10 protein-coding genes are annotated in these 12,754 nt (G+C 71.0%); 9 read left to right on the top strand and 1 reads right to left on the bottom strand.

Going from position 1 to position 12,754, the window contains the following annotated elements; translation table 11 throughout:
* The first annotated feature begins 7 nt into the window (after positions 1-7).
* Entirely contained in the window at positions 8-1,708 is a 1,701-nt protein-coding gene (locus JG616_RS09575) for a hypothetical protein (protein WP_199392436.1), read from the top strand.
* A gap of 7 nt (positions 1,709-1,715) precedes the next feature.
* Here JG616_RS09575 and JG616_RS09570 read toward each other — a convergent pair whose 3' ends face one another.
* Positions 1,716-3,800 carry a 3-hydroxyacyl-CoA dehydrogenase NAD-binding domain-containing protein gene (locus tag JG616_RS09570; protein WP_199392435.1) on the bottom strand — a complete coding sequence of 695 codons (2,085 nt, stop codon included), beginning with the start codon at positions 3,798-3,800 and terminating at the stop codon, positions 1,716-1,718.
* Between the two features lie 195 nt (positions 3,801-3,995).
* Between JG616_RS09570 and rpoE the strand changes: the two genes are divergently transcribed.
* The 8 genes from rpoE to era all read left to right on the top strand — a co-directional run bounded on the left by rpoE (position 3,996) and on the right by era (position 12,725).
* Positions 3,996-4,610, top strand: coding sequence for an RNA polymerase sigma factor RpoE (rpoE, locus tag JG616_RS09565; RefSeq protein WP_199392434.1), 615 nt, complete (start codon positions 3,996-3,998; stop codon positions 4,608-4,610).
* Between the two features lie 7 nt (positions 4,611-4,617).
* The gene (locus JG616_RS09560; protein WP_199392433.1) at positions 4,618-5,691 is read left to right on the top strand and encodes a sigma-E factor negative regulatory protein; all 1,074 of its coding nucleotides are present in this window, start codon (positions 4,618-4,620) and stop codon (positions 5,689-5,691) included.
* A gap of 103 nt (positions 5,692-5,794) precedes the next feature.
* The gene (locus tag JG616_RS09555) at positions 5,795-7,303 is read left to right on the top strand and encodes a Do family serine endopeptidase (protein ID WP_199392432.1); all 1,509 of its coding nucleotides are present in this window, start codon (positions 5,795-5,797) and stop codon (positions 7,301-7,303) included.
* Between the two features lie 767 nt (positions 7,304-8,070).
* Complete coding sequence (gene lepA, locus JG616_RS09550) at positions 8,071-9,864, top strand: translation elongation factor 4 (RefSeq protein WP_199392527.1); 1,794 nt, start codon at positions 8,071-8,073, stop codon at positions 9,862-9,864.
* Between the two features lie 37 nt (positions 9,865-9,901).
* A complete protein-coding gene (gene lepB / locus JG616_RS09545) occupies positions 9,902-10,696 on the top strand; it encodes a signal peptidase I (RefSeq protein WP_199359947.1) in 795 nt (264 codons plus the stop codon).
* A 61-nt stretch (positions 10,697-10,757) separates the two neighbouring features.
* The gene (locus tag JG616_RS09540; protein ID WP_199359948.1) at positions 10,758-11,138 is read left to right on the top strand and encodes a DUF4845 domain-containing protein; all 381 of its coding nucleotides are present in this window, start codon (positions 10,758-10,760) and stop codon (positions 11,136-11,138) included.
* Complete coding sequence (rnc, locus tag JG616_RS09535; RefSeq protein WP_199359949.1) at positions 11,125-11,805, top strand: ribonuclease III; 681 nt, start codon at positions 11,125-11,127, stop codon at positions 11,803-11,805. Before JG616_RS09540 ends, rnc begins: the two co-directional genes overlap by 14 nt.
* Positions 11,802-12,725 carry a GTPase Era gene (gene era, locus JG616_RS09530; RefSeq protein ID WP_199359950.1) on the top strand — a complete coding sequence of 308 codons (924 nt, stop codon included), beginning with the start codon at positions 11,802-11,804 and terminating at the stop codon, positions 12,723-12,725. The genes rnc and era overlap by 4 nt, the downstream gene beginning before the upstream one ends.
* The last annotated feature ends 29 nt before the right edge of the window (positions 12,726-12,754 follow it).

Genomic DNA, 12,754 nt, shown 5'->3' with positions numbered 1-12,754 from the left:
GACCGCCATGGCCTCTCCGCGCAGCTTCGCCCCGTCCTCACTCGCCTTCCTGCTCGCCCTGGCCTGTGCCGGCTGCCGGCAGGCGCCTCCCGCCACCGTCGAGCCGGTGGTCTCCCCGCCTGAAATGGCCCTCGTCGGCGCGGTGCTGCTTGACGGCCTGGGCGACTACAGCTTCCCCGTCACCAGCCGGCACCCGGCGGTGCAGCGCTGGTTCGACCAGGGACTCGCGCTCACCTACGGCTTCAACCACGACGCCGCCGAGCGCGCCTTCCTCAGGGCCACCGAGCTCGATCCCGACTGCGCGATGTGCTGGTGGGGCGCGGCGCTGGTGCTGGGGCCGCACGTGAACGCCGCCATGGATCCTGCCGACAACACCGATGCCTGGCTGCGCCTGCAGCGGGCCATCGCGCTGGCCCCGAAAGCGGGTGCGCGCGAGCAGGCCTTCATCACCGCGCTGTCGGCCCGCTATGCGGCCCAGCCGCCGGAGGATCGCCGTCCGCTGGACGAAGCCTATGCCGCGGCCACCCGGGTGATGGCGGAGCGGCGGCCGGACGATCCGGACGCCGCGGTGCTCCACGCCGAAGCGCTGATGGACCTGCAGCCCTGGGACTACTACGACGCGAACCTGCAGCCCAAGGGCCATACCGCCGAAGTGGTGAAGCGGCTGGAAGGCGTGATGGCGCGCCAGCCGGAGCACGCCGGCGCGCTGCACCTGTACGTGCACGCGGTGGAGGCGTCGGCCCATCCAGAGCGCGGTGCCGCGGCCGCCGACCGGCTGCGCACGCTGGTGCCCGGCTCGGGACACCTGGTGCACATGCCGGCGCATATCTATGCGCGCGTCGGGCGCTGGCACGACGCGGTGCTCGCCAACCAGCGCGCGATCGAGGCCGACGACGCCTATCTCGCGCTCTGCCGCGGCAACGTCCAGGGCGTCTATCCGCTGGGCTACGTCCCGCACAACCACCACTTCCTCTGGTTCGCGGCGAGCATGGAGGGCAACAGCGCGCTGGCCGCCGAAGCGGCCCGGCACACCGCCGAGCGCACCGCGCTGCCGGAGCTCATGCGCCAGCCGGGTTTCGCCGGCCTGCAGCACTACTGGATGACGCCGTGGTTCGCGCGCGTGCGCTTCGGTCGCTGGGACGAGATCGCGGCCGGGCCGAACCCGGCGCCGGACCTGCCCTATGTGACCGCGATCTGGACCTGGGCCCAGGGCGTGGCCGCGGTCCGGCAGTCACGCATGGACGACGCCGGCCGCTACCTGGCGGCGCTGCGCCCGCTGGCCGCCGATCCGGCAATGGATGCGCTCACCGTCTGGGACCGCTATCCGCTCACCCACGCGGTGCGCATCGCCGAGCGCTCGCTGACCGCGGAGATCGCATCCGCGCGCGGCGACCACGCCGCGGCCATTGGCGCGCTGCGCGAGGCCGCGGCCATCGAGGACGCGATTCCCTACGACGAACCCCCGGGCTGGCACGCACCGGTGCGCCACTCGCTGGGCGCCGTGCTGCTCACCGCGGGACGGCCGGCCGAGGCCGAGGCGGTGTACCGCGAAGAGCTGCGGCGCAATCCCGACAACGGCTGGTCACTGTTCGGGCTGGCGCAGAGCCTGCGCGCGCAGCGCCGGCAGGACGGCGTGGCGGACGTCGAACGCCAGCTCGCGCAGGCGTGGCGGCACGCGGACGTCCGCCTGACGGCGTCGCGATTCTAGCGGCCGCTCAGCGCCGGAGCGCCGGGGAGTCCCAGCCCGGGCGCGGCGCGAAGCGGTCGCCGTGCACGGCCTGCAGCGCCTTGAGCCGCAGCAGCACCGCTTCCACGCCGGTCTCGCGCACGTACTGGATCGGGCCGCCGCGGAAGGGCGCGAAGCCGGTGCCGAAGATCACGCCGGCGTCCAGCAGGTCGCCATCGGCCACCACGCCCTCGTGCAGCGCCGCCACCGCTTCGTTGACCAGCGGCAGGATCAGGCGGTCCTCGAGGTCGGCCGGCGCTGTGTAGTCCTTGGGCACCTCGGGTTTCTTCGGCTTGCCGTCTTCCCACGTGTAGAGGCCCTGGCCGTCCTTCTTGCCGCGACGCCCCGCTTCGGGCGGCGTCGACAGCGACGCCGGGATCGGCAGGCCGAGGAAGGGCGCGAGCTCCGCGCCGACGCCGGCCGCGACGTCCAGGCCGACGGTGTCGATCAGCTCGATCGGCCCCATCGGCATGCCGAACTTCACCGCGGCGCGATCGATCACCGCGCCCGGGATGCCCTCCGAGTACGCGGTGGCGGCCTCGAGCATGTAGGGGAACAGCAGGCGGTTGACGAGGAAACCGGGCGTGCCCGCGACCGGCACCGGCAGCTTGTCGATCGCCTTGCAGAACGCCGCCAGGCGGTGCTCGGTGTCCGGGTCCATGCCGTCATGGCGCACGATCTCGACCAGCGGCATCAGCGCCACCGGATTGAAGTAGTGCAGGCCGGCGAACTGCGCGGGGCGCGCCAGGCCGGTGCGCAGGTCGTCGAGCGGGATCGAGGAGGTGTTGGTGGTGAGGAGCGCGCCGGCCTTGAGCTGCGGCTCCACGCCCGCGTACAGCGAACGCTTGGCCTGTGGCTGCTCGATGATCGCCTCGATCACCAGGTCGGCCTCGGCCGCGCCCGCGCCGGCGAGGTCGGACTTCAGCCGCGCGACCACTTCGGGACGCTTCGCATCGACCTTGACCTTCTTCGCGAACAGCTCCTGCGCGCGCGCCATGGCCGTGTCGATATAGGCCTGCTCGCGGTCCTGCAGGGTGACGTCGAAGCCCTTCAGCGCCGACCAGGCGGCGATGTCCCCGCCCATGACGCCTGCGCCGACCACGTGCACGCGCTGGATGCCGCCCGCCGCCGGCTTGCCGCCGGCGCTCCCGGGTGCGGCCGCGCCGAGCCCCTTCAGGCGCTCCTGCAGGAAGAACACGCGCGTCAGGTTGCGCGCGGTCGGGGTGCCGGCCAGCTTCACCACCGACTTGCGCTCGGCGGCCAGGCGGGCCTGGATGCCACCGCCGGTGCGGCGCCAGGTCTCGATCAGCGCGTAGGGCGCCGGATAGTGCTCCCGCCGGGCCTTGCGCGCGACCTGCTTGACCAGCATCGGTGCCAGCAGCTGGCGCGCAAGCCAGGTGTTCGTCGCCCAGCCCATGAAGCGCTGCCGGACGGGCCGCTCGACGCCCTTGAGGGCGACATCCACCGCCGCGTCGAGCAGGCCCGCCGGCTCGGCCACGCGGTCGACCAGGCCGATCGCCTTCGCGGCCGACGCCGACAGGGTGCGGCCGGTCAGCATCATGTCCATGGCCGCGGGCGTGCCGACCAGGCGAGGCAGGCGCACGCTGCCGCCCCAGCCCGGATAGATGCCCAGCTTCACCTCGGGCAGGCCGATGCGCGTGGAGGGATCGGAGCTGGCGACGCGGTAGCGGCAGGCCAGCGCGATCTCGGTGCCGCCGCCCATGCAGAAGCCGTGGATGGCCGCGACGGTCGGGCAGGGCAGCTCGGCCAGCCGCTGGAACACCTGCTGGCCGCGGCGGATGGAATCACCGATCGTGCCGCGGGCGTCGAACTCGGCGAACTCGCGGATGTCGGCCCCGGCGATGAAGCCCTTGGCCTTGCCCGAGCGCAGCACCAGCGCCCTGGGCGGGTCGAGGGCCAGGCGCTCGAGCAGGGTGTCGAGTTCGACCAGGACGTCCTGGGCGAAGGTGTTGACCGACTCCCCGCCGCGGTCGAACGTCAGCAGGACGACGCCGTCAGGGCGCTGCTCGGCGTGCCAGTGGCTGAAGCGCAGACCATCGAGTCCAGCAATCATGCGGAACCATCCGTAAGGGTATGGGAACTGCCTATGATCCAGAGTCCCTTTCACCGGCGTCAAATCGCGACGCGGCGGGGGCGGCGGCTTGCGGGCGGCTGAACCCGGCCCCAGATCATCGTGCAGGGTGGAACTTTCCGCCTGCGTGAAGGTCATATCCGGTCCCAGGGCCGGTTCCCAGGAGAGTGCCGGCCCATGGCCGAGATCGACAGCAGTCCGCCAGATCAGGAACTCGTGCGCCGCGTGCAGGCGGGCGACATGGCCGCCTTCGACCTCTTGGTGCGCAAGTACCAGCACCGCGTGGCGGCGCTGGTCGGCCGCTACGTCCGGGACTGGAGCGAATGCCAGGACGTCGCGCAGGAGACCTTCATCCGTGCCTACCGCGCGATCGGCAACTTCCGCGGCGACGCCCAGTTCTACACCTGGCTGCACCGGATCGCGGTCAACACCGCGAAGAACCACCTGGTGGCGGGCAACCGCCGTCCGCCGACCGACGATATCGATCCGGACGATGCCGAGCACTTCGACGTCGCCACCGGCCTGCGCGACCACGACACGCCCGAGCGCGAGCTGATGCGCCAGCAGATGGAACAAACGGTGCTGCGCGCGGTCCAAGCCCTGCCCGAGGAGCTGCGCACGGCCATCACCCTGCGCGAGGTCGAAGGGCTGAGCTACGAGGACATCGCCACGCGCATGGACTGTCCGATCGGGACCGTCCGCTCCCGGATTTTCCGGGCCCGCGAGGCGATCGACCTGGAACTCAAGCCGCTGATGGAACCCGAGTCCGCGCCCGAACGCGCGGCGCGATGAGGACGAGATGAGCCACCACAACGACGACATCGACATCGAATTCCCGCAGGTCGCGCCCGACCGGCTGTACGCCCACAACCGCCGGCAGCTGTCGGCGATGCTGGACGGCGAACTGTCCCCCGACCAGGCGCGCTTCATGCTGCGCCGGCTGCAGCACGACACCGAGCTCGCCGCGTGCTGGGAGCGCTGGCAGGTCTGCGGCGACGTGCTGCGCGGGCGCGGCCACGCGCTGCTGCCGGCGGACTTCTCCAGGCGGGTGGCCGATGCGATCGCCACGCCGGCAGGCGACAGCGGCGCGGCGACCGCGGCCGCGGCGGCCCGGGTGCAGCGCCGCGGGCATCGGCTGCTGCGCTGGGGTGGTGGCGCGCTGGCCGCTTCGGTGGCCCTCGTGTCGCTGTTCATGGCGCGGCAGATCCCGGATCCGCAGGGGCCGGAGATCGTCGAAGCCGCCGCCGCGGCGCGTCCGGCCCCCGACCAGGTGGATGCGACCCGCCTTGCCGAGGTCGCGGAGACGGTGGTGACGCCGGCATCCCCGACCCGGGCGCCTGCGGAGGCCATTGACGCGGCCGCGCTGCTGGCGGCAACGGCGCCGGCGGTGGTGGCGGTCGCCGAGGTGCCGCGCCGTGCGACCGGACGCGCCAGCACGCGCAGCCAGGTCCAGCGCGCGGCGCTGCGGCGCGGCCAGGGCGCCGATGCGCCGGCACGCACCGCGGTGGCCGCGGCTGCCCCGTTGGCACCGCCGATGTCCGCGAGCCAGGCCCCCGTCCTCTCGGCCAGCCTGCCCGTGCTGGCCGCAGGGTCGTCCGCGCATGTCACGCCGGAGGGCGAGGCGCTGTTCGGCGGACCGGCCGCGGAGGCGCGGCCCTGGCCGCGCGCGGTGCTGCCGGGCCTGTCGCGTGGCCAGCCGTTCGCCGCCGGCTACGGCCTGCCGCAGGCCGAGGCATTCGCCCCGTTCCAGCCGCGCCTGGGCGTCGACCGTGCGTCGCCCGCCCGCCCGGCGATGCCGCCGTCCGGAGCGGCGGGCACCGGGGCGGAAGAAGCGGATCCCGCCTCCGGCCCGCGGCCGGGCGAGACCGACTGACAGCTCCGCGGCTGGCCATGCCCTCCGCGCCTCGGCGTTCCAGCCGCGTGCGAGCCGCCTGCGAACGCCATCCCAGAAAACGAACATCGAGGTTACCGAGTTGATGAAATCCCCCGTCTTCGCCGTCGCCCTCGTGGCCCTCACCGCGGCCGGCACCGCCGCCGTGGTGCTGCCCGCCGCCACCGCCCAGTCCTCGCAGGGCCAGGCCGCCAGCGCCGTGCCCGCGGTCCCGCTGGTCACCGGACTTCCTGATTTCACCCGCCTGGTCGACCGCGTTGCCCCGGCCGTGGTGAACATCGAGGTCACCGTCGGTCCGCGCGGCAACCGCCAGGCGCAGCAGCAGCAGCTGCCCGACGACATGCCGGAGTTCTTCCGCCGCTTCTTCGGCCCGGGCTCGCCGTTCCCGGGCACGCCGCAGGACCCGGGCGGCCGCGGCGGCCTGTCCATGGGCAGCGGCTTCCTGGTCTCGGCCGACGGCTACGTGATCACCAACCACCACGTGGTCGACGGTGCCACCGCGGTGCGGGTCACGCTGCCCGACCGCCGCGGCTTCGATGCGGACGTGGTGGGCAGCGACGAGCAGTCCGACGTCGCCGTGCTCAAGATCGACGCCAGCGGCCTGCCGTTCCTGCGCGCCGGCCGGGCCAATGACGTGAAGCCGGGCCAGTGGGCGGTCGCGATCGGCTCGCCTTTCGGCCTCGACCAGTCGGTCACCGCCGGCATCGTCAGCGCCGTGGGTCGTGCCAACCAGTATGCGAACCAGCGCTACGTGCCTTTCATCCAGACCGACGTCGCGATCAACCGCGGCAACTCCGGTGGCCCGCTGCTCAACACCAGCGGCGAGGTGATCGGCATCAACTCGCAGATCTTCTCCAACTCCGGCGGCTACATGGGGGTGAGCTTCGCGATCCCGATCGACGTGGTGATGAACGTCGCCGACCAGCTCAAGGCCACCGGCCAGGTGCGTCGCGGGCAGATGGGCGTGCAGGTGCAGGAGATCCGTGCCGATGCCGCCCAGGGTCTCGGCCTGCCCGACACCCGCGGGGCCCTGGTGGCCGACGTGGTGGCGGGCGGCGCGGCGGCCAAGGCCGGCATCGAGCGCGGTGACGTGATCCGCGAGGTCGACGGCGTGGCCATCAGCCAGTCCAGCGACCTGCCGCCGATGATCGGCGCCAAGGCGCCGGGCAGCCGGGTCGCGGTGAAGATCTGGCGCGAGGGCCGGACCCGCGACGTCACGGTCACCCTGAGCGAGCTGGACGAGGGCCTGGCGGCCGGACCGCGCGCCCCGTCCACCGGCGCGCCGGCGGCCAGGTCGAGCAATCCCCTGGGTGTGGTCGGCAGCGAGCTCAGCGCCGAGCAGCGCCGCCGCCTCGACCTCAAGCCGGATGAAGGGGTGGCGGTGGCCCGCGTCGAGGGCCTGGCGGCGCGCAGCGCCGGCATCCAGCCGGGTGACGTGATCCTGCAGGTCGGCCGCGCCAACGTGGCGAACCCCGCCGAGCTCGACCGCGAACTCGGCAAGGCCAAGGCCGGCGAGACCGTGATGTTGCTGGTGCGCAACCGCAGCGGCGGCACGCAGTTCATCGCGGTCACGCCGCGCGACGAGGCGAAGTAAGGGACGAGGGGCCGGGCAACCGGCCCCTATCCTTCCAGACTGTCCTGTAGGAGCGGCTACAGCCGCGATCGGTCATCGCCAGTGCCGCCTTTGCGAGGGAGAAGCTGCTCCGTTGTGATCCGCGCGGCCCGTCCCGCGCACAGGGGGTGTGCTCCCCCGTCCTGTCCGCGTCCTGCTCCCACGGCCGGCCGCCGGCCATCCATGGCCGGCTGTCCGCACACCCCCTGTGCGCGGGACGGGCTGTGACGATTTCCGGCTTCGGGAGCGGAGGTCAAGGGCCGCGGCGACCGCAACAGCGACAGCAGCAGCGACAGCAGTAGCAACAGCAGTAGCAACAGCGACAGCAGCAGCAACGGTGACACCAACGCCAAGGCAGCAGCCACAGCAACGGCGATCGCGGCTGTAGCCGCTCCCACAGGAAACACGCTGTCAGGCGCCGCCGAGGTGGTGGTGCCTGGCGTGGGCGCAGGGGGACGCCCAGAGCCGGCCATGGATGGCCGGCGGCCGGAATTGGAAGCAGGAAGCGGACTTCTGGCTGTCCGAACACCCCCTGCGTCCACGCCAGGCGGCGCGCGCGCCCATTACGGCCGGACGCGTCCGCTTGGCAAGCCTGCCAACGAAGTCCGCCCGGACAGAACGACACTATTCCTGGCGAGCCGGGAGCTGGCGATCATTGAGGGCCCGGCCCCGCGCTGTGCGACAATGTTCCGTTCGACTCAACCCGGCCGGAATCCGGCCCACGACTGCCGCCCATGCCCCCCGAATCGATGCGGAACATCCGCAACTTCTCCATCATCGCGCACGTCGACCACGGCAAGTCGACGCTTGCCGACCGCATCATCCAGCTCTGCGGCGGCCTGACCGCGCGCGAGATGGAAGCGCAGGTGCTCGACAACAACCCGATCGAGCGCGAGCGCGGGATCACCATCAAGGCGCAGTCGGTGTCGGTGCCCTATACCGCGCGCAACGGCCAGACCTACCACCTCAACTTCATCGACACCCCCGGGCATGTCGACTTCAGCTACGAGGTCAGCCGCTCGCTGGCCGCCTGCGAGGGCGCGCTGCTGGTGGTCGATGCCGCGCAGGGCGTGGAGGCGCAGTCGGTCGCCAACTGCTACACCGCGGTGGAGCAGGGCCTGGAAGTCGTGCCGGTGCTCAACAAGATCGACCTGCCCACCGCTGACATCGAGCGCGCCAAGGCCGAGATCGAGGCGGTGATCGGCATCGACGCCACCGACGCGGTGGCGGTCAGCGCCAAGACCGGGCTCAACGTCGAGGAGGTGCTCGAAGCCATCGTGCACCGCATCCCGCCGCCCGTGCCGCGCGACACCGACAAGCTGCAGGCGCTGATCATCGACTCCTGGTTCGACAACTACCTGGGCGTGGTCTCGCTGGTGCGCGTGATGCAGGGCGAGATCAAGGCCGGCGCCAAGATGCTGGTGATGTCGACCGGGCGCACCCACCAGGTCGACAAGGTCGGCGTGTTCACGCCCAAGCGCAAGGAAACCGCGGCGCTGCGCGCCGGCGAGGTGGGCTGGATCAACGCCTCGATCAAGGACGTGCACGGCGCGCCGGTCGGCGACACGCTCACGCTCGCCAACGATCCCGCGCCGCACCCGTTGCCGGGCTTCCAGGAGATGCAGCCGCGCGTGTTCTCGGGCCTGTTCCCGGTCGACGCCGACGACTACCCGGACCTGCGCGAAGCGCTGGAAAAGCTGCGCCTCAACGACGCCGCGCTGCGCTTCGAGCCGGAAAGCTCGGAGGCGATGGGCTTCGGTTTCCGCTGCGGCTTCCTCGGCATGCTGCACATGGAGATCGTGCAGGAGCGCCTGGAGCGCGAGTACGACCTGAACCTCATCAGCACCGCGCCGACCGTGGTCTACGAAGTGCTGCTGACCGATGGCGAGGTGATGTCGCTGGACAACCCGGCGAAGCTCCCGCCCACCAACAAGATCGAGGAAGTGCGCGAGCCGATCATCCGCGCCAACATCCTCACGCCGCCGGACTACGTCGGCAACGTCATCACCCTCTGCGAAGAGAAGCGCGGCAGCCAGGTCGGCATCCAGTACCTGGGCAGCCAGGTGCAGATCAGCTACGAGCTGCCGATGGCGGAAGTCGTGCTGGACTTCTTCGACCGCCTGAAGTCGGTGTCGCGCGGCTATGCCTCGCTCGACTACCACTTCGTACGCTTCGAGGCCGGCCCCTTCGTGCGCGTGGACACGCTGATCAACGGCGACAAGGTCGATGCGCTGTCGATCATCGTCCACCGCAGCCACGCCGACCGCCGTGGCCGCGATCTGACCGACAGGATGAAGGAACTGATCCCGCGCCAGCAGTTCGACGTCGCGATCCAGGCCGCCATCGGCTCGCAGATCATCGCCCGCAGCTCGGTCAAGGCGCTGCGCAAGAACGTGCTGGCCAAGTGCTACGGCGGCGACATCAGCCGCAAGAAGAAGCTCCTGGAGAAGCAGAAGGAAGGCAAGAAGCGCATGAAGCAGGTTGGCCGGGTGGAGATCCCGCAGGAGGCCTTCCTCGCCGTGCTCCAGGTGGACAACAAGTGACGGCGGCCGACCGGCGCGCCGCGGACGGGGTGGACGCATGAAGTGGTTCGAACTCGGGCTGGTCCTGCTGACCTTCGCCTCCGGCATCATCTGGCTGCTCGACCGGCTGTTCTTCGCGAAGGCGCGCAAGGCGCGCGCCGGCCTGCTCGACGAAGGCCGCGAGCCGGTGGTCGTCGACTACGCGCGGGCGTTCTTCCCGATCCTGGCGGTGGTGCTGGTGCTGCGCAGCTTCATCGCCGAACCGTTCCGGATTCCGTCCAGCTCGATGATGCCGACGCTCCTGATCGGCGACTTCATCCTGGTCAACAAGTTCGCCTACGGCCTGCGCCTGCCGGTGAACAACCGCAAGGTGATCGAGATCGGCCTGCCCGAGCGCGGCGACGTGGTGGTGTTCCGCCCGCCGGCGCACCCCGACCAGGACTGGATCAAGCGCGTCGTCGGCCTGCCTGGCGACGCCATCGCCTACCGTGACAACGTCCTCTACGTGAACGGCGAGGCCTCGGCCTACCAGCCGATCGGCGCGTACGTCGGCAAGGGCCGCGGCGAGGAAATGAGCGGCGCCAGCCTGCTGGCCGAGGACCTCGGCGGCGATGGCCGCCACGAGGTGCTGGAGATCGACAGCCCGATGTTCGCGCACCACGGCGTGGGCGAGTGGACGGTGCCCGAAGGCGAATATTTCGTCATGGGCGACAATCGTGATAGAAGCGACGACAGCCGCTTCTGGGGCACGCTGCCGGAGACCCAGCTCCGGGGCAAGGCGTTCCTGGTGTGGATGAATTTCGACAGCGCCGCCGGCGGCGTCGACTTCGACCGCATCGGCACGCGCCTCTGAGCGGCACGGGGAAACGGGCGCGGCAATGACCAATCGCAACGGGGATCGAGGGGAGAGGGCAATGAGGAATTCGCAACGCGGCATCACCCTGCTGGGGTTCATCATCGTGCTGGGGGTCGTGGGCCTGTTCGCCTACGTCGGCATGAAGCTGTTCCCGATGTATTCGGAGTACTACAGCGTCCGCTCGGCGATGAAGGGCCTGGCCAACGAGCCCGGCATCGCCAACACCGAGCCGCGCAAGATCCAGGACCTGTTCTTCCGCCGGCTGTACATCAGCTACTCGGAGAACGTGAAGCCCGAACACGTCAAGCTCAAGCGCGTCGGCGCCGGCTGGCAGATGGACGTGAAGTACGAGGTCCGCAAGGAGCTGATCGGCAACCTCGACGTCGTGGGCAAGTTCGAGTCCACGCAGATGCTGACCAGGACCGGTGCGGTCGATTGATCCCGGTGCGCGCATCGCGGGACATGCGTTCCGCGATCCCGCGCTGCTCGCGCAGGCGCTGACGCACCGCAGCGCCGGCGCCCCGCACAACGAGCGCCTGGAATTCCTGGGCGATGCGCTGGTCGGGCTGATCGTGGCCGAAGTGCTGTACCTGCGCTGGCCCAGGGCCGACGAAGGCGCGATGACCCGCGCACGCGCCGAGCTGGTGCGCGAATCCTCGCTGGCGCGGATCGCGCGCGACCTGGAACTCGGCGCCCGCATCACCCTGGGTCCCGGCGAAATGAAGTCCGGCGGCCACCGCCGCGATTCGATCCTGTCCGATGCGCTCGAGGCGGTGGTCGGCGCGATCTATCTCGATGCCGGCTTCGAGGCCTGCCGCAGCGCGGTGCTGCCGTGGTTCGAACCGCAAGTCGCGGCGCTGCCGGCCGGTGGCTTCGGCAAGGACCCCAAGACCCGGCTGCAGGAGTGGCTGCAGGGGCGGCAGCGTCCGCTGCCCAGCTATGAACTCGTGTCCGAAAGTGGCGAGGAACACGCCCGCATCTTCCTTGTCCGCTGCCTGCTGACCGAGCCCGCGCTCGAGGCCGAAGGCAGCGGCAGCTCCCGCCGCGCCGCCGAACAGGACGCCGCCACGGCGATCCTGTCCCAACTGGAATCCGCAAAACCATGAACACCCCAGCCGCCAGCCGCAGCGGCGCGGTCGCCGTCGTCGGCCGGCCGAACGTCGGCAAGTCCACCCTGGTCAACGCCCTGGTGGGCGCCAAGGTCAGCATCGTCTCCAACCGCCCGCAGACCACGCGCCATCGCCTGCTCGGCATCGCCACCTTCCCGGCGGGCCAGCTGCAGCTGGTCGACACGCCCGGCGTGCATCGCGCACCGGGCAAGCAGTCGGCGTCGGCCATGCACCGGATGATGAACCGCGCCGCGCGCGGCGCGCTCGAGGGCGTCGATGCCGCGGTGCTGGTGGTCGAGGCGGGCCGCTGGGACGAGGAGGACACGCTGGCGTACGAGGCCCTGCGCGAGGCGAAGGTGCCGGTGGTGCTGGTCGTCAACCAGGTCGACCGCATCCGCGAGAAGGCCGCGCTGCTGCCCTACCTGCAGAAGGTGACCGACGGCCGCGACTTCGCCGGCGTGCACCCGGTGTCGGCACTCAAGCGCACCGGCCTGGATGCGCTGGTTGCCGAGCTGCTGGGCCTGGTGCCCGAGGGCGAGCCGGCCTACGCCGAGGACGAGATCACCGACAAGAGCCAGCGCTTCCTCGCGGCCGAACTGCTGCGCGAGCAGCTGATGCGCCAGCTTGGCGCGGAGCTTCCGTACTCGACCACGGTGGAGATCGAGTCCTTCAGCGAAGAGGACACGAAGTCCGGCCCGATGATGCGCATCGGCGCCGTGGTCTGGGTCGAGCGCGACGGCCAGAAGGCGATCGTGATCGGCAAGGGCGGCGCGCGGCTGCGCGAGATCGGCAGCAAGGCGCGGCTTTCGATGGAGCGCCTGTTCGGCTGCAAGGTGTTCCTGGAAACCTGGGTGCGCGTGCGCGCCGGCTGGTCCGACGACGAGGCCGCGCTGCGCAGCTTCGGCTACGACAAATAGCCCGCCGCTTGAAACTGTAGGAGCGGCTA

Origin of the sequence: Luteimonas sp. MC1895 (assembly GCF_016457215.1) — a bacterium.
GTDB lineage: Bacteria > Pseudomonadota > Gammaproteobacteria > Xanthomonadales > Xanthomonadaceae > Luteimonas.
The sequence above is the reverse complement of the archived record's forward strand: the minus strand, read 5'-3'. Positions and strand labels throughout refer to the sequence as shown.